The sequence below is a fragment of the Micromonospora humi genome (assembly GCF_900090105.1).
GTDB classification, from domain to species: Bacteria; Actinomycetota; Actinomycetes; order Mycobacteriales; family Micromonosporaceae; genus Micromonospora; species Micromonospora humi.
Genome location: NZ_FMDM01000015.1, coordinates 138,809 through 158,119, shown reverse-complemented (window position 1 = coordinate 158,119; position 19,311 = coordinate 138,809). Strand labels below are relative to the sequence as shown.

Sequence of the window (19,311 nt, the reverse complement as noted above, 5' to 3'; positions counted from 1 at the left end):
TGTCACAGATTGCCGCGCTTCTCCTGCTCCCGCTCGATCGCCTCGAACAGGGCCTTGAAGTTGCCCTTGCCGAAGCCGAGGGAGCCGTGCCGCTCGATCAGCTCGAAGAAGACGGTCGGGCGGTCCTGGACCGGCTTGGTGAAGATCTGGAGCAGGTAGCCGTCCTCGTCCCGATCCACCAGGATCTTGCGGGACTGAAGCTCCTCGATCGGCACCCGCACGTTGCCGATCCGGGCGCGCAGCTCCGGGTCCTGGTAGTAGGAGTCCGGGGTGTCCAGGAACTCGACGCCGGCCGCCCGCATGGCGTCGACGCTGGCCAGGATGTCGTTGGTGGCCACCGCGACGTGCTGGGCGCCGGGGCCCCGGTAGAACTCCAGGTACTCGTCGATCTGCGACTTCTTGCGGGCCACCGCCGGCTCGTTGAGCGGGAACTTCACCTTGCGGGTGCCGCTGGCGACCACCTTGCTCATCAGCGCGGAGTAGTCGGTGGCGATGTCGTCGCCGACGAACTCGGCCATGTTGGTGAAGCCCATGACCCGCTTGTAGAACTCGACCCACTCGTCCATCCGGCCCAGCTCCACGTTGCCGACCACGTGGTCGACGGCCTGGAAGAAGCGCTTCGGCTGGAGGCCGGCGTCGATCATCGGCTGCCGGTCCACGATCGGTCCGCGGGCGACGAAGCCGGGCAGGAACACGCCGGTGTAGCGGGAGCGGTCGACGAGCGTGTGCCGGGTGTCCCCGTACGCGCCGATGGACGCCATCCGGACGGTGCCGTGCTCGTCGGTGACGTCGTGCGGCTCCAGCAGGCCGGTGGCGCCCTGGGCGGTGGCGTGCGCGTACGCGGCGTCCACGTCCGGCACCTCCAGCGCGATGTCGGAGATGCCGTCGCTGTGCTTGGCCACGTGCTCCGCGCCGTCGGCGTCCGGGCGGACCACGCCGGTCAGCACGAACCGGGCCGAACCGCTGGTCAGCACGTACTGCGCGTGGTCCCGGTAACCCTGCTCGGGGCCCCGGTAGGCCACGCAGGTCATGCCGTAGGCGGTGGAGTAGTAGTGCGCCGCCTGCTTGGCGTTGCCGACCAGGAAGTGCAGGTGGTCGAGGCCCTTCACCGGGAACGGGTCCCGGCTGATGTCGTGGTCGACGGCGCCGACGAGAACGTCGGCGTCGGCCTCGTCGGTCGACTGGGGTCGGTCGATCGCCTGGGTCATGGTGGCCTCCCTCGCGTACCGGCCGGCCTCGTGGGCCGCCGTGGATGTGCTTCCGGCGAGCATCGCCGGGCCGCCTCGGGTTGGGCAATAGTTGGTGAAATTCCTGGTCAGGTTGCGCATTCGGTACGGTGGATCACCATGAACACTGGTCAGGATGCACAGCTCGATGAGTTGGACGCCCGCTTGATCGAACTGCTCGCGGAGGAGCCCCGGATCGGGGTGCTGGAGTGCTCGCGGCGGCTCGGGGTGGCCCGGGGCACCGTCCAGGCCCGGCTGGACAAGCTCGTCGGGCGGGGCGTGGTGGGCGGGTTCGGGCCGGAGATCTCGCCGGCCGCGATCGGCTTCGGGGTGACCAGCTTCGTCACCCTGGAGATCAGCCAGCGACACGGCCACGACCAGGTCACCGCGCATCTGGCGGCCATCCCGGAGGTGCTGGAGGCGCACACCATCACCGGCTCCAGCGACCTGCTCTGCCGCATCGTGGCCCGCTCGAACACCGACCTGCAACGGGTCATCGACCAGATCGTCGCCTCGGAGGGCATCCGGCGCGCCTCGACGATCATCGCGCTGGCCGAGCAGATCCCCTACCGCACGCTCCCGCTGGTCCGCTCCGCGGCCCGGGGGTAAGGAGGGGCCCCCGCTTAACGCATTCGGTAGAGGAAGGGGCCCCTCTTAACATCCGGGGCCGAGCAAGAAGCGGCGCGACACGCCCCCTGCGGGGCCCGGGAGAACGGTGATCGTCGCTACGGTGTCCGTGTGAAGGGCCTAGGCGTACGCGGCTGGTTGCTGCTCGGGCTCATCACCGTGGTCGTGCTCGCCGCCACCGGCGTGTGGAACCCGTTCCCCCGCCTGTGGGACTGGGTCGACCGGAGCGAGCCGATCTCCGAGCCGGACGTGGTCTGGCAGCAGCGCGTCGGCGGCACCCCGCGCAGCGTCACCATCGCCGGCGACACCGTGGTCGTGGAGCAGCGCACCCGGATCGAGGCGCGCAAGCTCGCCGACGGCAGCCAGCTCTGGGAGCGCAAGGCCGACTGGTCGGCGGTGGCCGGCAGCGGCCGGGAGTCGGTCGTCGCCGTGGGCAAGCTGCTGGACAAGGGGTACGAGGTCCTCGACCCGTCCTCCGGCGTGACCCGTCGCCGCGACGATCGCGCGATCGCGGTCTGGACCTACCGCAACCTGCTGCTCGACGCCTACTGCGTGCAACCCACCGACTGCACCCTGCGGGCCTGGGAGCCGCGCGGCACCGCTCCGCTGTGGAGCGCGTTCCTGCCCGGCGTGCACAGCGGCGTCCTCGCCGACAACCCGGAGCTGCTCGGCACCCGGCGGCTGGGCGCGACCCGGATCGACGGCGGGGTGGCCGGGCCGGAGTCGGTCCCGCCGCTGCTCGGCTTCCCGGTCGACGGCCGGGTGCACGTGGTGGACACCGCGACCGGCCGGGTGCTGCAGAACGTCCAACCCGGCCGGGACGAGCGGCTCGCCGTGGTCGGCGGCCGACTGCTCCGGATCGCGGCCACCTCCCGCGACGGGAGCTGCTACTTCGTCATCACCGCCGTCGACCCGGCCACCGGGCAGCAGGTGTGGCGGCGGACCGGCATCAACCTGCGCACCGCGGACTCGGCCGGGTGCGTCCAGCGGGAGGATCCGCAGGGCGCCCGGAACGTGCTGATCGGCGTCGCCCCGGACGGCCGCGAGGCGGTGCTCGACGGCTACGACGGGCGGCTGCTCCAGGTCGGCGCGGAGGGGGAGAAGCTGCTCGCCGTCGACGACCGCTACGCGGTGGTGCGCAGCGCCGACAAGGATTCCCTGCTCGGCCGCGAGCTGTCCGCCGACCGGACCCGGTGGACCCGCCCGGCCGGGCAGAAGAGCGGCGCGGCGCTCACCCCCTACGCGGCGGTGATCGCCGAGGACAAGCCGTCCCGGTTGAGCGCGGTCGAGCCGCGCGGAGGCCGGGTCCTGGTCGAACTGCGTACCTCGGCGAACGCGCTGGCGGTCGGCCCGAACGGCATGATCGTCGGAGAGGGCCGCGAGATCGGGTACGTCCGCTGGGGCGCCGGCACCGCCGGCGTGCCGGCACCGGATCAGGGCGCCGTGCCGGCGCCGGACCCGGCCGACACCTGGCGTCCCCCGAACGACCAGGGCAGCTGCGGGCCGAAGAGGGAACTCTGCGCCGACGGGAAGTGACGCCCGGTGAGATCGGCGTCCCACGACCCACCTGCGGGTGTCACCGATCGACCGCTCTGCCCTAGGCTTTTCGGTCATGAGCAGTGCCGCCGCCTTCTCGTACGCACCCCTGCTGCCGACCGGTCCCGACCAGACGGAATATCGCCTGGTCACCGACGAGGGCGTGGACGTCGTCAACGGCCCGGGTGGCCGCCGGTTCCTCACCGTGGAACCGGCCGCGCTGACCGCGTTGACCGCCGAGGCCATGCACGACATCGCCCACTTCCTCCGCCCGGCCCACCTGGCCCAGCTCCGGTCGATCATCGACGATCCGGCGGCCTCGCCGAACGACCGGTTCGTCGCGCTCGACCTGCTGCGCAACGCCAACATCGCGGCCGGTGGGGTGCTGCCGATGTGCCAGGACACCGGCACTGCGATCGTGATGGGCAAGCGCGGCCGGCACGTGCTCACCGACGGCGCCGACGCGGAGGCGATCTCGCGCGGTGTCTACCAGGCGTACACGAAGCTCAATCTGCGTTACTCGCAGCTCGCGCCGCTGACCATGTGGGACGAGCGGAACACCGGCAGCAACCTGCCGGCCCAGGTGGAGCTCTACGCCGAGGATCCGGACGGCCACCCCGACGCCTACAAGTTCCTGTTCATGGCGAAGGGCGGGGGGTCGGCCAACAAGTCCTACCTCTACCAGGAGACCAAGGCGCTGTTGAATCCGACGCGGATGATGCAGTTCCTGGAGGAGAAGCTGCGGCTGATCGGCACCGCGGCCTGCCCGCCCTACCACCTGGCGATCGTCATCGGCGGCACCTCCGCGGAATACGCGTTGAAGACCGCCAAGTACGCCTCCGCGAAGTATCTGGACGCGTTGCCGACGCAGGGCTCGATGAGCGCGCACGGATTCCGTGACCTGGAGTTGGAGGCCGAGGTGCTGGAGCTGACCCGCAACTTCGGCATCGGCGCGCAGTTCGGCGGGCGCTACTTCTGCCACGACGTGCGGGTGGTCCGGCTGCCCCGGCACGGCGCCTCCTGCCCGGTCGCGATCGCGGTGTCCTGCTCGGCCGACCGGCAGGCGGTCGCCAAGATCACGCCGTCGGGGGTCTGGCTGGAGCGACTCGAGACCGACCCGGCGCGGTTCCTGCCCGACGTCACCGACGAGACGCTGGACGCCGAGGAGGTGGTCCGCGTCGACCTCAACCGGCCGATGGCCGAGATCCGCGCGGAGCTGTCGAAATACCCGGTGAAGACGCGCCTGTCGCTGACCGGTCCGCTCGTCGTCGCGCGCGACATCGCGCACGCGAAGATCGCCGAGCGGCTGGACGCCGGTGAGCCGATGCCGCAATACCTGCGCGACCACGCCGTCTACTACGCCGGCCCGGCGAAGACCCCCGAGGGTTACGCGTCCGGCTCGTTCGGCCCCACCACGGCCGGCCGGATGGACGCCTATGTGGAGAAGTTCCAGGCCGCCGGCGGCTCGCTGGTGATGCTGGCCAAGGGCAACCGGTCCGCCCAGGTCACCCGTTCCTGCGGCGCCCACGGCGGGTTCTACCTCGGCTCGATCGGCGGCCCGGCGGCCCGGCTCGCCCAGGACTGCATCAAGCACGTCGAGGTGCTCGAATATCCCGAGCTGGGGATGGAGGCGGTCTGGAAGATCCAGGTGGAGGACTTCCCGGCCTTCATCGTGGTCGACGACAAGGGCGACGACTTCTTCGCCGAGGTCACCAAGCCGGTGCTGACGGTCGGCCGCCGCTGAGCGACATCGGTGCGCTCGCCCGACCCTTCGGCCCGGCGAGCGCACCGCCCCCGTCGGATGCCGTCACCGACAGCAACCCGGGATGAGTGTGGACGCCGCCGCTCTCGAACGTCTATCAGATCTCTATCACCTCCACGCGGCGTTCGGTGACCACCGCGTTACGCTCCAGGAAGTGCACAAAGGGCGTACGGGGGCGCGCATGCGGTTCGGGATCCTGGGACCACTGCGGGTGGGCGGCGGCGAAGCCACCGTCACCGCAGGTCGGGACCGGACCGTGCTCGCCCTGTTGCTGCTGCGCGCCGGCCGGGTGGTGCCGTTCGACGAGCTGATCGACGCGGTCTGGGAGGAACGCCCGCCGGCCACGGCCCGGGCCCAGTTGCACATCTGCGTCTCGCGGTTGCGGCACCGGTTCGTGGTGCTGGGGCTGCCCGCCGAGACCATCGTCACCGATCCGGCCGGCTACGGCATCCGGGTCGAGCCGGACGACCTGGACGCCGAGGTGTTCGCCCGGACCGTGGAGGCCGCCCGCGCTCAGGTGGTCGCCGGCCAGGTGGGTGAGGCGTGCCGGCACTACCGGTCCGCGTTGGCGCTGTGGCGCGGCCCCGCGCTGGCCGGCATCCCCGCCCGGAGCGTGCGGCGGCGGGCGCAGATCCTCGACGAGCAACGGTTGGCGGTGCTGGAGGAGCGCGTCGACGTCGAGCTGCGGTTGCGCCGGGCGGCCGAGTTGATCGACGAGCTCACCGAGGCGGTTGAACGCAACCCGCTGCGTGAACGGCTGCGGGGGCAGCTGATGCTGGCCCTGTCCGCGGTCGGCCGCCAGGCCGACGCGCTCGCCGTCTACCGCGAGGGCCGGCGCATCTACGCCGACGAGTTGGGCATCGAACCGGGTACGGCGTTGCAGGAGCTGCACCAGCGGGTGCTCGCCGGTGACCTGGCGCTGGGCGGGACGGAGAGCCGGGCCACCGGCCCGGTGCGGGCGCTGCCCCGGGCGATCAGCGACTTCACCGGGCGGCAGCAGACCGTGGCCCGGCTGGTCAAGGAGATCGAGCAGGACGGGGTCCGGGTCCAGTTGGTCGACGGCATGGCGGGCAGCGGCAAGACCACGCTCGCCGTCCAGGTGGCGACCGCCCTGGCGGACCGGTTCCCGGACGCACAGCTCTTCGTCGACCTGCACGGGCACAGCGAGCGCAGCCCGCTGACCACCGCCGCCGCGGCGGCGACGCTGCTGCGGCAGCTCGGCGTGCCGGCCGAACGGGTGCCTGTCGACCCCGCTGACCGGCTGGCGATGTGGCGTTCCGAGCTGGCCGAACGACGGGCGGTCGTGGTGCTGGACAACGCGGCGGATGCGGCGCAGGTCGCGCCGCTGCTGCCGAACGGTCCGGACTGCCTGGTGCTGATCACCAGCCGCCGCCGCCTGATCGGTCTGGACGAGGGGCGGCCGTCGTCGCTGCCGGTGCTGGACCTCGACGAGGCGGTCGAGTTGCTGGCCCGGGTGGCCGGCGTGGAGCGGGTCGCGGCCGAGCCGGCTGCCGCCGCGGAGGTGGCCCGCCGCTGCGGGCTCCTCCCGCTCGCGTTGCGGCTGGCCGGGGCGCGGCTCGCACACCGACCGCGGTGGCGGGTGGCCGACCTGGCCGAGCGGCTGACCACCGCCGCCGACCCGCTGGCCGAACTGGCCGCCGGGGAGCGGTCGGTGGCCCAGGCCTTCGCCCTGTCGTACGAGCAGGTGTCGCCGGCCGCCCAGCGGGTGTTCGGGCTGCTCGGACTGCACCCGGGCGCCCGCGCCGACAACCGGGTGGCGGCCGTGCTCACGGATCTCCCGCTCGCCGACGCGCAGGACGCGCTCGACGAGCTTGTCGACGCGCACCTGGTCGAGGAGGTGGAACCGGGCCGTTACGGCCTGCACGACCTGATCCGGGAGTACGCGCGTACCCTCGGCGCGGAGCGCGAGACGGCGGAGGAGCGGCGGGCGGCGCTCGCCCGGCTCCTCGACCATCACCTGCAGGTCGCCGCGACCATCGCGTTGTCGCTGGAACTCGCCGTGCCGCGCGACCTGTTCGCGATGGCGGAGCCGATGCGCCCCGACCTGGTGGCGGCCACGGTCGGGTTGGGTCGCACCTGGATCGAGGAGAACCGGGCGACGCTGGCCGCGCTGGTGCGGTTGGCCGAGGCCGAGGGCTTCCTCCAGCAGAGCTGGCAGCTCGCCCGCGCCGGGTGGGCGGTCAACTTCGACGGCGGTCACCTGGACGACCTGATCGAGACGCACCGGGTCGGCCTGCGGGCCGCCGAGCGGCTGGGTGACGACAAGGCCGTCGCGACCATGTACAACTATCTGGCCTCGGCCAACTACCGGCGGGCGCGGTTCGCCGAGGCGATCCGGCAGATGGAGGTGGCGGTCGGGATCTACCGGCGGCTCGGCCTGACGGGGGAGCTGCGGGGCGCGGTGGCCAACCTCGGCACGGCGTACGCGGTGGGTCTCCAGTTCCGGCGGGCGATCGAGACGATGGAGGCGTCGCGGGCGTTCTTCCGGGAGTCGGACGGCCCGGCGCCCCTGGCCAATCTGCTCAACAACCTCTCGCTCACGCTGCTGTGGAGCGGGCGCACCGACGAGGCCGTGCGGATGTGCCGCCACCACCTGGGCGTCGCCCGGCAGAGCGGCGACCTGCGCCAGATCGGCAACGCCATCGGCCATCTCGGCATGGCCCGGCGCCAGCGCGGGGAACGGGAGGCGGCGCGGCGGCTGCTGCGGGCCGGGTTGACCGTGAAGCGCCGCACCGGCAACCGGTTCGGCGAGGGTGAGCTGCTCAACGAGCTGGGCGTGATCGAGCGCGAGGCGGGCCGGCCCGACCTGGCCGCGGCCCTGCACCGGCAGGCGCTGGTCGCCATCAACGACGCCGGTGACCTGGTCGGGCAGTGCGCCTCCCGCAACCTGCTCGCCCGGGCGATCCTCGACCAGGGCGACGAGGCGAGCGCGCTGGACCTGCACCGCCGGGTGCTCACCGACGCCACCCGGCTCGGCGCCCGCTACGAGCAGGCCCGGGCGCTGGACGGCATGGCCCGGTGCCTGCGGTGGACGGACCCGGAGCAGGCGCACCGGTACGCCAGCCGGGCGCTGGCGCTGTTCGTCCAGATCGAGTCGCCGGACCGGAGGCTCACCGAGGAGTTCCTGGCCGGGCTGGGCTGAGGCCGGCGGGCGTTCCCCTGCACGTCGGCGGGCGGCGCGGCAGGATGGGATGCGTGACGACTCCAGAGGCGACCGGCTACCGGATCGAACGCGACTCGATGGGTGAGGTGGAGGTGCCCGCCGAGGCGCTGTGGCGGGCGCAGACGCAGCGCGCGGTGCAGAACTTCCCGATCTCCGGGCGCGGGCTCGAACCGGCCCAGATCAAGGCGCTGGCGCAGATCAAGGGTGCTGCCGCCCAGGTCAACGGCGAGCTGGGGGTGATCGACGCGGACGTGGCCGAGGCGATCGCCGCCGCGGCCGCGCACGTCGTCGCCGGCGGCTACGACGACCAGTTCCCGGTGGACGTGTTCCAGACCGGGTCCGGCACGTCGTCCAACATGAACACCAACGAGGTGATCGCCTCCCTGGCGAGCCGTGAGCTGGGCCGGGACGTCCACCCGAACGACCACGTCAACGCGTCGCAATCCAGCAACGACGTGTTCCCCACCTCGATCCACCTGGCCGCGACCCAGTTCGTGGTGGAGGATCTGCTGCCCTCGTTGACGCAGCTCGCCATGGCCCTGGAGGCGAAGGCGGCCGAGCTCGAGACCGTCGTCAAGGCCGGCCGGACGCACCTGATGGACGCCACCCCGGTGACGCTGGGGCAGGAGTTCGGCGGCTACGCCGCGCAGGTCCGCTACGGCGTGGAGCGGCTGGAGATGGCGTTGCCCCGGCTGGCCGAGCTGCCGCTGGGCGGCACCGCGGTGGGCACCGGCATCAACACGCCGCTGGGCTTCGCGGGCAAGGTGATCGGGCGGCTGCGGGACTCGACCGGCCTGCCGCTGTCCGAGGCGCGCAACCACTTCGAGGCGCAGGGCGCGCGGGACGCGCTGGTGGAGACGTCGGGTCAGCTCCGCACCGTCGCGGTCGGCCTCTACAAGATCGCCAACGACGTGCGCTGGATGGGTTCCGGGCCCCGCGCGGGCCTGCGCGAGCTGCGCATCCCCGATCTCCAGCCCGGTTCGTCGATCATGCCCGGCAAGGTCAACCCGGTGGTGGCCGAGGCGATGCGCCAGGTCTGCGCCCAGGTGATCGGCAACGACGCGGCGGTGGCCTTCGCCGGCTCGCAGGGCGACTTCGAGCTGAACGTGATGCTCCCGGTCATGGGTCGCAACCTGCTGGAGTCGATCAAGCTGATCGCCGCGTCCAGCCGGCTCTTCGCCGAGCGCCTGGTGGCCGGCCTGGTCGCGGACGCCGAGGTCTGCCTGGCGTACGCGGAAGGGTCGCCGTCGATCGTCACCCCGCTCAACCGCCACCTCGGCTACGACGAGGCCGCCTCGATCGCCAAGGAGGCGCTGGCCAAGCAGGTCTCTATCCGCGAGGTGGTGATCTCCCGCGGCCACGTCGACTCGGGCAAGCTCACCGAGACCCAGTTGGACGAGGCGCTGGACCTGCTCCGGATGACGCACCCCTGAGTCAGGGTGTCGCCCGCCGCCGGGCCCACCCGAGGAACCGGTCGAACAACGCCGCCGGGTCGAGCCGGTGGTCGGGGTGGAGCCGGTGCAGGTCGGCGGTCGCCTCGTGGAGTACGCCGCAGAGGTAGACGCTCAGCCCGACGGGGTCGGTGGCGTACTCGCCGACCAGGGTGAGGCGCGCCTCCGGGCATGGCCAAGGGGTGCCGCAGGTCCGGCAGAGCCAGTGTGGGCGTAACGCCAGGTGCGGCCGGTCGGGTGGGGGCATGCCAGTCCCTTTCGAGCTGAGTCGTTGGTGATGTCGCCGCCCCGGCGAGTGTGGGACCGCCCCGCCGGGGGAGCGGGCGGTCCCACCGCGACACCGTGCTCGGGGGCCTCGTGCCTGCTTTCCCGGACGGCTGCGTGGCTCGGTTTGTCGCTTGCCGAACGAAGGAACCTCGCCACGGCTAGCAGCCTAGAGACCTTTAGTACCTAAGACAATGTTGGTCTTGAAGGCGGGTATTGCTCATGATCCGATGGAGGGTGCCGAACGAAGGAACCTCCATGCCCATACCGAGCGGCGGCTACCGAGAGGTGGCCGAGGACCTGACCACCCGGATCAGAAGTGGTGAATACCCGCCGGGCGAGCGACTGCCGACCTACAAGGAGCTTGCCGACCTCTACAGCGTGAGCGTCACGACCGTGCAGCGGGCAATCATCATCCTTCAGGACCGGGGCCTGGTCGTCGGCCTGCAGGGTCGTGGCCTGTGGGTCGCGGAGGAGCTTCCGAGCTAGCGCGGTGACCACGGCCTCGGCCGGGTGGCGTCTCCGGGCAGGAGTCGGCACGCTGTCCCTCATGGCCCGACGTGACGACCGGGAGCGCGATGTTCGACGGCTCCTCGACGAACTCTGCGTCAAGCTGGGCATCTGCCTGCCGCCAGCGGAGAACCGACGGCTCCGCGAGTCTCCTCCGGCCGGCGTGGACACCTTCACTGATGCTGTCCTGGAGGCCGAGGGGATGGGCGACATGGGGCACCCGGGCCTCCGCCGGCAGGTGCGAGAGGTCATCGACCTGCACATGAGTGGATGGATCGGGGTCGGCGACAGGTAAATGCCTCGCCCGGGCCTGGCGGGCGGCGGGATGATCCGGGCGTGGCTGACGACGGGGTGTTGCTGGAAACCGCGCGGCTGACGCTGCGCCGGTTCACCGTGGACGACGCGGACCGGCTGGTCGAGCTGGACGCCGACCCGGAGGTCATGCGGTTCCTGACCGGCGGCGAGCCGACGCCGGCCGCGACGGTTCGAGGCGAGGTGCTGCCCCGGCTGTTGGCGCGGTACGACAGTCATCCCGGGCTCGGCCGCTGGGCGACGCTCGACCGGTTCACCGGCGAGTTCCTCGGCTGGCACGCGCTCGACCCGTCCGAGGACGGCGCCGAGGCGGAACTGGGCTACCGGCTGCGTCGCGCGGCCTGGGGGCACGGGCTGGCCACCGAGGGGGCGCGGGCGCTGGTGCGGCACGCGTTCGACACGGTCGGCGTGCGGCGGGTGTGGGCGCAGACGATGGCGGTGAACGACAGGTCCCGCGCGGTGATGGCCCGGGCCGGGTTGCGCTACGTGCGCACGTTCCACCTGACGTTCGACGACCCGATCCCGGGTACGGAGCACGGCGAGGTGGAGTACGAGCTGGCCCGGTCGGACTGGCCGGGGGTGCGTCAGGAGTGGGATGCGGCCCTGCGTGCCCGGTAGGCGCTGACCGCGGCCCGGTTGCCGCAGCCACCGTCGCAGAACCGGCGGGACCGGTTCTTCGACAGGTCGACCAGCACGTCGTCGCAGTCGGGATGGTCGCAGTGGCGTAACCGGGTCAGCTCACCGGACCGGACCAGGTCGGCCATGGCCATCGCGGCCTCGACCGCCATCCGGGTGGCCAGCGGCGCGTCCCGGGGCACGGCGTGCAGATGGTACGGCTCGTCGTCGTGCCGGATGAGCTGCGGCAGCGCGTGGGACTCGCGGAGCAACGCGTTGACGATCTCCACCACCTCGTCGGCGTCGGCGTCCCAGATCCGGCGCAGCCGTGGTCGCAGCGCGCGGACCTGGCGCAGCTCGGCGTCGGTGTGCTCGTGCCGGCCGCTCCACCCGTACGCGGTGAAGAACCTGTCGAGCGCGGCCACGTCGGGTAGGCCCTCCCGGCCCGGGCCGGCGGTGTTCACCAGCGCGGCGGCGGCGACCAGCCCGCACTCGGTGTCATGAGCGAAAAGCAACTTGACTCCTGTCGGACGGTGCCCCTAGCGTCATCAGCGTAACGCTTATTCACCCATGACCAGGAGTTGCCGATGCGTGAACGGTCCGGTGTCGGGCTCGGCCTGGCCCTGCTCTCCGCGCTCACGTTCGCCACCTCGGGCACGTTCGCCCGACCGTTGATCACGGGAGAGTGGTCGGCCGTGGCGGTGGTGATCGCCCGGGTCGGCATCGCCGCCCTGGTGCTGGCCGTGCCCGCCCTGCTGGCGCTGCGCGGCCGGTGGCCGGTGCTGCGCCGCAACGCGCTCACGGTGACGCTGTTCGGGCTGCTCGGCGTGGCCATGGCCCAGGCGTGCTTCTTCAACGCCGTCCGCTACCTGCCGGTCGGCGTCGCGCTGCTGCTGGAATACCTCGGCATCGTGCTGGTCGTCGGGTGGATGTGGCTGGTCCACGGCCAGCGCCCGCGGCGGCTGACGGTGGCCGGCTCGCTGACCGCCCTGGTGGGCCTGGTGTTCGTCCTCGACCTCACCGGCGCCGGCCGCCTCGACCCGGTGGGCGTGCTCTGGGGGCTCGGTGCCGGGGTGGGGCTGGCCGGCTACTTCGTCATCGCCGGCCGCCTCGACGACGATCTGCCGTCAGTCGTGATGGCGAGCGGCGGCATGGCCGTCGGCGCCCTGGTGCTGCTGCTGCTCGGCGCGCTCGGGGCGCTCCCGTTGGCCGCCGGCACCGCCGACGTCGGCTTCGCCGGTCACCGGGTGAGCTGGCTGGTGCCGATCGCCGGGCTGTCGCTGATCGCCGCCGTCGTGGCCTACCTGACCGGGGTGGCGGGCACGCGGTTGCTCGGCGCCCGGCTCTCCTCGTTCGTGGGGCTGACCGAGGTGATGTTCGCCGTGCTGATCGCCTGGCTGGTGCTGGACGAGCTGCCGACGGTGGTCCAGCTTGCCGGCGGGGCGCTGATCGTCGGCGGCGTCGCCCTGGTCCGGGTGGACGAACTGCGGTCCGCCGCCGGGGCGGTCACGCCCACCCCCGTCGAGCCGGCGCTGAGCGGCGACCGATGAGCGGCCACCGCACCGCCGTCGTCTTCGACGCCGACGAGACCCTCGTCGACCTGCGCCCGGCGGTCACCGGCGCGCTGGCGGCCGTACTCGAGGAGATGCGGCGGCGGACCCCGGCGGCGGCCGAGGTCTCGCTCGCGGACCTGGAGGACGACTGGGGTGCGGTCTTCGGGGCGCTCAGCGCGGCCCCGGTGCAGGAGATCCGGCGGGCCGCGCTGGCCCGGTCGCTGGATCGGGCCGGGCTCGGCGCCCACCTCGACGAGTTCGCCACGCTCTTCTTCGCCCGCCGGTACGCCCTCAGCCGGCCGTTCCCGGACGCTCTGCCGGCGCTGGCCGCCCTGCGCCCGCGCCACCTGTTGGGCTTCGCGACCAACGGCAACAGCCGCGCCGAACGCTGCGGCCTCGCCGGCCAGTTCGCCTTCGCGTTGTACGCCCACGAGGGCGGCCTGCCCAAGAAGCCGGCACCGGATTTCTTCGCCGCCGTGGTGGCCGCCGCCGGGCTGCCCGCCGCCCGGGTCGTGCACGTGGGCGACTCGCCGGAACACGACGTGATCGGCGCCCAGCGGGCCGGCCTGCGGGCGGTCTGGCTCAACCGGGCCGGGCTGCCGCGCCCGCCCGGCCTCCGACCCGACGCCGAGGTGTCCACGTTGACCGACCTGCCCGGCGTGCTCATCGATATGACGAGCGCGAATGCCTGATTGAGGGCTATTCCGGACGGGCCCCTGGCGAAACCCGCGTCCATGTTGTGGGATGACTGCCACGTCCCTCAACGAGAGGATCTGATGTGGTGAGCAAGCGCTTCACCGCCGGTGCGGTCGCGGTCGCGGCCTCGCTGGCACTCACGGTGACCGGCCTGGGTGTCCCGGCGACCGCCGCGCCGTCGGACACCCGGACCTTCACCGTGCTGGCGGAGAACGGCGTCTCCACGGACGCCGCGATCGCCGCGATCAAGGCGGCCGGCGGCACTGTCGTCTCCCGCACCGACGACGTCGGCCTCTTCCAGGTGACCAGCGAGCGGGCGGACTTCGCCAGCCGCGCCACCGCCGCCGGCGCGCTGGTCGGCGCGGCCGAGGAGAAGGCGATCGGCCGCAAGCCGAAGCTGGACCGGGTCGAGCAGGAACACCTGCTGGCCGCCGCCGCGGCCAAGGGCAAGGCCGCCAAGGGCAAGGCCAAGAAGATGGACCCGCTGGACGACAAGCTCTGGGGTCTGGACATGATCCGGGCCGACCAGGCCCGCAAGATCGAGCCGGGCGACCGCCGGGTGACCGTCGGCGTGCTGGACACCGGCGTCGACGCCAGCCAGCCCGACCTCGCCCCGAACTTCAACTGGGCGCTGTCGCGCAACTTCGCGCCGGACCTCCCCGACGTCGACGGCCCGTGCGAGGTGGCGAGCTGCCTCGACCCGGTCGGCACCGACGACGGCGGCCACGGCACGCACGTCGCCGGCACGATCGGCGCCGCCGCCAACGGCTTCGGCCTCTCCGGCGTGGCCCCGAAGATCTCCCTGGTCGAGCTGAAGGGTGGTCAGGACAGCGGCTACTTCTTCCTCAACCCGGTGGTGAACGCGCTGGTGCACGCCGGCCGCTCCGGGCTGGACGTGGTCAACATGTCCTTTTACGTCGACCCGTGGCTCTACAACTGCGCCGCCAACCCGGCCGACTCGCCGGAGGCGCAGGCAGAGCAGCGGACCATCATCGAGGCGATGAAGCGGGCGCTGACCTTCGCCCACCGCAAGGGCGTCACGCTGGTCGGCGCGCTCGGCAACAACCACGAGGACCTGGGCGACCCGCGCACCGACGTGAGCAGCCCCGACTACGGCGCCGACCCGTACCCGCGGCCGATCGACAACGCGAGCTGCTGGGACCTGCCCACCGAGGGCCCGCACGTGATCAGCGTGTCGGCGGTCGGCCCGTCCGGCAAGAAGGCCGACTACTCGAACTACGGCACCGAGCAGACCTCGGTGGCGGCCCCGGGTGGCTGGTTCCGGGACGGCTTCGGCACCGACACCTACCGCGCCGACGCCAACATGATCCTCTCCACGTACCCGAAGAAGGTGCTGCAGGAGGAGGGGTCGGTCGACGAGAACGGCAACATCGTGGCCGGCTTCGAGAACTCGGTGTTCAAGCAGTGCACCGCCAAGGGTGAGTGTGGCTGGTACACCTACCTCCAGGGCACCTCGATGGCGTCCCCGCACGCCGCCGGCGTGGCCGCGCTGATCGTCAGCAAGTGGGGCAAGAAGCAGGGCCGGGACGGCTACGGCATGGCACCGGACCAGGTCGAGCAGCACCTCTACCGGACGGCGGCCGAGCACGCCTGCCCGGAGCCGCGGCTGCAGACCTACACCAACGAGGGTCGGAGCGACGAGTTCAACGCGTACTGCGCGGGCTCGCTGAACTTCAACGGCTTCTACGGCTACGGCATCGTCGACGCCTACGCGGCGGTGAAGACCCCGCTGAAGCCCAACGCGCGGCCGTAACACCCCGCACCACCGAGAGGCCCGGGCGACGCACGTCGCCCGGGCCTTTTCGTGTGCTGAATGCGTACGGTGTTCTTCCTTCGAGGGCTGTCCGGTTGGGGCGTTATGGCATTTATGCAGCTCAGGCCCACTCCATAGGCCAAAGGACCCTTTCCTTCGTGACGCCGATCAGCTTCTCTTGTTACTGAGAGTGACAGCTGGGTCGGCGGCATCGATGCCAGTCCGGCCCTCGGGGAGGAGGAGCTCCATGTCCGAGGAGAAAACCGTCCGCGAGGTGGCCATCCCGAAGCAGACCGCGGTCGAGGAGCCGGCGCTCGGCCCCAACGACCCGCCGGACTACTTCGGATTCACGCCCAACTACGCCAACAGCCCGCTCCCGACGGTCGTCGGCGGGGTGGTGCAACCGGGCACCGGTGTCCGCAAGTTCGTCGACACGCTGCCGGGCGTCGGCCCGGCCAACGCCAACAACCTGAACCACTACATCCCGGTCGCGACGCCCGACACCATCACCTACCCCGGATCCGACTACTACGAGATCTGCCTCCAGGACTACGGCAAGCAGTTCAGCCGGGACATTTTGCCCCCCGCCCGCGTCCGCGGGTATCGACAGATCAACAACGGCACCGACCCCAGCGGACACAACACCATCCCGCCACCGGTCCGCCCCTACTACTGCGGGCCGCTGATCTACGCGCGGCGGGACCGCCCGGTGCGGATCAAGTTCCTGAACCTGCTGCCCACCGGGTCGGCCGGCAAGCTCTTCCTGCCGGTCGACATCACCCTCACCGGTAACGGCACCGGCCCGCTGAACAGCACCGAGCTCTACACCCAGAACCGGGCCGTCGTACACCTGCACGGATCGGAGACGCCCTGGATCAGCGACGGCACGCCGTTGCAGTGGCTCACCCCGCCGGGTGAGGTGACCTCCTACCCACGCGGCGCCAGCTACGCCAACGTGCCGGACATGCCCGACCCCGGCCCGGGTGGGGTCACGCTCTACTTCCCGATGCAACAGAGCGCCCGAATGATGTGGTACCACGACCACACGGAGGGGATGACCCACCTGACCCCGTACAGCGGGCAGTTCGGGACGCTCATCCTCCAGGACCCGGTGGAGCAGCAGATGGTGGCCGACGGGGTCATCCCCGCCGGCGACCTCCCGCTGGTCATTCAGGACAAGACCTTCGTGCCGCCGACGGCGCAGCTCGCCCGGCAGGACCCGACCTGGGACACCGTCAACTGGGGCGGCCCGGGCAACCTGTGGATGCCGCACGTCTACATGCCCAACCAGAACCCCTACAACGCCGAGGGCGCCAACCCGATGGGCCGCTGGGACTACGGGCCGTGGTTCTGGCCGCCGTTCACCGGTATCGAGCAGGGTCCGGTGCCCAACCCGTACTACGACCCGGTCAACCGGCCCTGGGAGCCGCCGGTGCAGCCGGGGACACCGTTGCCCACCATCACGCCCGAGGCGTTCCTGGACACCCCGATCGTGAACGGCTGCGCCTACCCGACGTTCCAGGTCGAGCCCAAGGCGTACCGGTTCCGCATCCTCAACGCGAGCAACGACCGGGCGCTCAACCTGCAGCTCTACCACGCCGCCTCGAACGGCACCATGTGGAAGCCGGACGGCACGTTGAACGACGGGGGCGCGGGCGAGGTGCCGATGGTCGAGGCATGTCCGGGCGAGGGCCTGCCGCCGACCTGGCCCACCGACGGCCGCGAGGGCGGCGTGCCCGACCCGGCCGCGGTCGGCCCGAGCTGGATCCAGATCGGCAACGAGGGCGGATTCCTGCCGGAGGTCGCCGTCATCCCGCCCCAGCCGATCAACTACGAGTACGACCGCCGCTCGATCACCGTGCTCAACGTCTCGGACCACTCGCTGCTGCTCGGCCCGGCCGAACGGGCCGACGTGATCGTCGACTTCTCCACCGTCGCACCCGGGTCGACGCTCATCCTCTACAACGACGCCCCGGCCCCGATGCCCGCCTACGACACCCGGTACGACTACTACACCGGCGACCCGGACCAGACCGACAGCGGCGGTGCGCCCACCACCCAGCCCGGCTACGGCCCGAACACCCGGACCCTCATGCAGATCCGCGTCGTGGGCACGCCTGCCGCGCCGTTCGACCTCACCCGGCTGCGGGCCCGACTGCCCCAGGCGTACGCGCAGAGTCAGCCGAAGCCGATCGTGCCCGAGAAGGCGTACAACGCGGCGTACGGAACCAACTACACGAACCACTACGTGCCGATCCAGGCCACCACCATCACCTACGTCCCGGTGGGCGGCACCACCCCGGTGACCCTCGACCTTCAGCCGAAGGCGATCGTCGAGGAGTTCGACCCGGTGTACGGCCGGATGATGCCGACTCTCGGCGTCGAACTGCCCAAGACCAGCGCGTTCATCCAGACCACGATCCCGCTGGGCTACATCGACCCGCCGACCGAGACGCTCTACATGTCCGACCTGGCCACTCCGGTCGGCTCGGCCGGTGACGGCACCCAGATCTGGAAGGTCACCCACAACGGGGTGGACACCCACTTCATCCACTTCCACTACTTCAACGTGCAGCTGATCAACCGGGTCGGCTGGGACGGCGCCTACAAGCCGCCGGACGCCAACGAGGTGGGCTGGAAGGAAACCGTGCGGATGAACCCGCTCGAGGACTGCATCGTGGCCATGCGGCCCGCGCTGCCGGTCAACCTGCCCTTCAAGACCGGTGACAGCATCCGGATGCTCGATCCCACGCAGGTCGCCGGCACCACCAACGGCTTCGCCCAGATCGACCCGCAGACCGGCGACCCGGCCACCGTCACCAACCAGCCCTACAACTTCGGTTGGGAGTACGTCTGGCACTGTCACATGGTCGATCACGAGGACTTCGACATGATGCGGCCGATCGTCATCCGGGTGTCGCCGGCCCCACCCACCAACCTGACCGCCACCGTGAATGCCGGGTCGGCCACCGTCCCGCCGGCGATCGTGCTGAATTGGACCAATCCCACCGGGCTGCCGGCCGCCACCCAGGTCGTCGTGCAGCGGTCGACCAACTCCACCTTCACCGCCGGCCTGACCACCTTCACCCTGGCGGCCGGTGCGACGACCTACGCCGACTCGACCGCGGTGCCCGGCGTCACCTACTTCTACCGGGTCCGCCGCGAGAACAGCGCCAGCTATTCCGGCTGGTCGAACAGCGCCTCCGGGGTGATCAGCCTGACCGCCCCGACGAACCTGACCGCCACCCAACCGAGCGGCAGCCCGGTGCGGGTCAACCTGAGCTGGGTCAACCGGTCGTACTCCACCTCGGTCGAACTCCAGCGCGCCACCAACGCCGCCTTCACCACCGGCCTGACCACGGTCACCCTGGCCGCGAACGCGACCAGTTACACCGACAGCACGGTCGTCGGCGGCACCACCTACTACTACCGGGTGCGCACCGTCTATCTCGGCGTCGGCTCGCCGTGGTCGAACACCGCCACGATCGCCGTGAGCGGCCCGCCGGCCGCCCCGACGAACCTCGCCGGCACCGCCGTCGCCGCCGGCGGCGGCACCGCGACGGTGAACCTCACCTGGCAGGAGAGCGCCGCCAGCGTGGTCACCAGCTTCGTGCTCCAGCGGGCCACGAACGTGTCGTTCACCGCCAACCTGGCTACCTTCACCCCCGCCGGAACCGCCCGTGCCTTCAGCGACACCGGACGGGCCCGGTCGACCACCTACTACTACCGGATCCAGGCCGTGAACTCGTACGGCAGCTCGGCATTCAGCAGCATCATTGCCGTGACCACGCCGGCCTGACC

At 71.5% G+C, this 19,311-nt stretch carries 15 protein-coding genes; 12 read left to right on the top strand and 3 right to left on the bottom strand.

Annotated features, from left to right (window positions below):
• Positions 1 to 2 precede the first annotated feature (2 nt).
• Positions 3 to 1,208, bottom strand: coding sequence for a 4-hydroxyphenylpyruvate dioxygenase (hppD, locus tag GA0070213_RS25475; protein ID WP_091070086.1), 1,206 nt, complete (start codon positions 1,206 to 1,208; stop codon positions 3 to 5).
• 138 nt (positions 1,209 to 1,346) lie between these two features.
• Here hppD and GA0070213_RS25470 point away from each other — a divergent pair, with 138 nt between their 5' ends.
• The 5 genes from GA0070213_RS25470 to GA0070213_RS25450 all read left to right on the top strand — a co-directional run bounded on the left by GA0070213_RS25470 (position 1,347) and on the right by GA0070213_RS25450 (position 9,768).
• Positions 1,347 to 1,835, top strand: coding sequence for an Lrp/AsnC family transcriptional regulator (locus GA0070213_RS25470; protein ID WP_091069997.1), 489 nt, complete (start codon positions 1,347 to 1,349; stop codon positions 1,833 to 1,835).
• A gap of 156 nt (positions 1,836 to 1,991) precedes the next feature.
• Positions 1,992 to 3,389, top strand: coding sequence for an outer membrane protein assembly factor BamB family protein (locus GA0070213_RS25465; protein ID WP_091069994.1), 1,398 nt, complete (start codon positions 1,992 to 1,994; stop codon positions 3,387 to 3,389).
• A 76-nt stretch (positions 3,390 to 3,465) separates the two neighbouring features.
• Entirely contained in the window at positions 3,466 to 5,133 is a 1,668-nt protein-coding gene (locus GA0070213_RS25460) for a fumarate hydratase (RefSeq protein WP_091069992.1), read from the top strand.
• Positions 5,134 to 5,332: 199 nt separating this feature from the next.
• A complete protein-coding gene (locus GA0070213_RS32595) occupies positions 5,333 to 8,314 on the top strand; it encodes an AfsR/SARP family transcriptional regulator (protein ID WP_091069990.1) in 2,982 nt (993 codons plus the stop codon).
• Positions 8,315 to 8,358: 44 nt separating this feature from the next.
• On the top strand, positions 8,359 to 9,768 hold the full coding sequence (locus tag GA0070213_RS25450) for a class II fumarate hydratase (protein ID WP_175441486.1): 1,410 nt from the start codon (positions 8,359 to 8,361) through the stop codon (positions 9,766 to 9,768).
• A gap of 1 nt (position 9,769) precedes the next feature.
• Here GA0070213_RS25450 and GA0070213_RS25445 read toward each other — a convergent pair whose 3' ends face one another.
• The gene (locus tag GA0070213_RS25445) at positions 9,770 to 10,033 is read right to left on the bottom strand and encodes a hypothetical protein (protein ID WP_091069984.1); all 264 of its coding nucleotides are present in this window, start codon (positions 10,031 to 10,033) and stop codon (positions 9,770 to 9,772) included.
• A 275-nt stretch (positions 10,034 to 10,308) separates the two neighbouring features.
• Here GA0070213_RS25445 and GA0070213_RS25440 point away from each other — a divergent pair, with 275 nt between their 5' ends.
• From GA0070213_RS25440 to GA0070213_RS25430, 3 genes are all read left to right on the top strand, one after another.
• A complete protein-coding gene (locus GA0070213_RS25440; protein WP_091069981.1) occupies positions 10,309 to 10,539 on the top strand; it encodes a GntR family transcriptional regulator in 231 nt (76 codons plus the stop codon).
• Positions 10,540 to 10,600: 61 nt separating this feature from the next.
• Positions 10,601 to 10,855, top strand: coding sequence for a hypothetical protein (locus tag GA0070213_RS25435; protein ID WP_091070083.1), 255 nt, complete (start codon positions 10,601 to 10,603; stop codon positions 10,853 to 10,855).
• 41 nt (positions 10,856 to 10,896) lie between these two features.
• On the top strand, positions 10,897 to 11,490 hold the full coding sequence (locus GA0070213_RS25430; RefSeq protein ID WP_091069978.1) for a GNAT family N-acetyltransferase: 594 nt from the start codon (positions 10,897 to 10,899) through the stop codon (positions 11,488 to 11,490).
• Here the strand turns inward: GA0070213_RS25430 and GA0070213_RS25425 are convergent.
• Positions 11,457 to 12,002, bottom strand: a complete 546-nt coding sequence (locus GA0070213_RS25425) for a CGNR zinc finger domain-containing protein (RefSeq protein ID WP_091069976.1) — start codon at positions 12,000 to 12,002, stop codon at positions 11,457 to 11,459. The two genes, GA0070213_RS25430 and GA0070213_RS25425, sit on opposite strands and share 34 nt — an antisense overlap.
• A 72-nt stretch (positions 12,003 to 12,074) precedes the next feature.
• Between GA0070213_RS25425 and GA0070213_RS25420 the strand changes: the two genes are divergently transcribed.
• The 4 genes from GA0070213_RS25420 (at position 12,075) to GA0070213_RS25405 (ending at position 19,309) form a co-directional block, all read left to right on the top strand.
• Positions 12,075 to 13,037: an EamA family transporter gene (locus GA0070213_RS25420; RefSeq protein ID WP_091069973.1), complete on the top strand. Its 963-nt coding sequence runs from the start codon at positions 12,075 to 12,077 to the stop codon at positions 13,035 to 13,037.
• Positions 13,034 to 13,732: an HAD family hydrolase gene (locus tag GA0070213_RS25415; RefSeq protein ID WP_091069970.1), complete on the top strand. Its 699-nt coding sequence runs from the start codon at positions 13,034 to 13,036 to the stop codon at positions 13,730 to 13,732. Before GA0070213_RS25420 ends, GA0070213_RS25415 begins: the two co-directional genes overlap by 4 nt.
• An 89-nt stretch (positions 13,733 to 13,821) precedes the next feature.
• The gene (locus tag GA0070213_RS25410; RefSeq protein ID WP_175441485.1) at positions 13,822 to 15,510 is read left to right on the top strand and encodes a S8 family serine peptidase; all 1,689 of its coding nucleotides are present in this window, start codon (positions 13,822 to 13,824) and stop codon (positions 15,508 to 15,510) included.
• Positions 15,511 to 15,757: 247 nt separating this feature from the next.
• Positions 15,758 to 19,309: a cupredoxin domain-containing protein gene (locus GA0070213_RS25405; protein WP_245716546.1), complete on the top strand. Its 3,552-nt coding sequence runs from the start codon at positions 15,758 to 15,760 to the stop codon at positions 19,307 to 19,309.
• Positions 19,310 to 19,311 lie beyond the last annotated feature (2 nt).

Excerpts from the sequence above, each read along its gene's own strand:
- GA0070213_RS25420 (WP_091069973.1), top strand. The coding sequence starts at position 12,075 with ATGCGTGAACGGTCCGGTGTCGGGCTCGGCCTGGCCCTGCTCTCCGCG.
- GA0070213_RS25445 (WP_091069984.1), bottom strand. The coding sequence starts at position 10,033 with ATGCCCCCACCCGACCGGCCGCACCTGGCGTTACGCCCACACTGGCTC.
- GA0070213_RS25440 (WP_091069981.1), top strand. The coding sequence starts at position 10,309 with ATGCCCATACCGAGCGGCGGCTACCGAGAGGTGGCCGAGGACCTGACC.
- GA0070213_RS25450 (WP_175441486.1), top strand. The coding sequence starts at position 8,359 with ATGGGATGCGTGACGACTCCAGAGGCGACCGGCTACCGGATCGAACGC.
- GA0070213_RS32595 (WP_091069990.1), top strand. The coding sequence starts at position 5,333 with ATGCGGTTCGGGATCCTGGGACCACTGCGGGTGGGCGGCGGCGAAGCC.
- GA0070213_RS25460 (WP_091069992.1), top strand. The coding sequence starts at position 3,466 with ATGAGCAGTGCCGCCGCCTTCTCGTACGCACCCCTGCTGCCGACCGGT.
- GA0070213_RS25470 (WP_091069997.1), top strand. The coding sequence starts at position 1,347 with ATGAACACTGGTCAGGATGCACAGCTCGATGAGTTGGACGCCCGCTTG.
- hppD (WP_091070086.1), bottom strand. The coding sequence starts at position 1,208 with ATGACCCAGGCGATCGACCGACCCCAGTCGACCGACGAGGCCGACGCC.
- GA0070213_RS25435 (WP_091070083.1), top strand. The coding sequence starts at position 10,601 with ATGGCCCGACGTGACGACCGGGAGCGCGATGTTCGACGGCTCCTCGAC.
- GA0070213_RS25415 (WP_091069970.1), top strand. The coding sequence starts at position 13,034 with ATGAGCGGCCACCGCACCGCCGTCGTCTTCGACGCCGACGAGACCCTC.
- GA0070213_RS25405 (WP_245716546.1), top strand. The coding sequence starts at position 15,758 with ATGTCCGAGGAGAAAACCGTCCGCGAGGTGGCCATCCCGAAGCAGACC.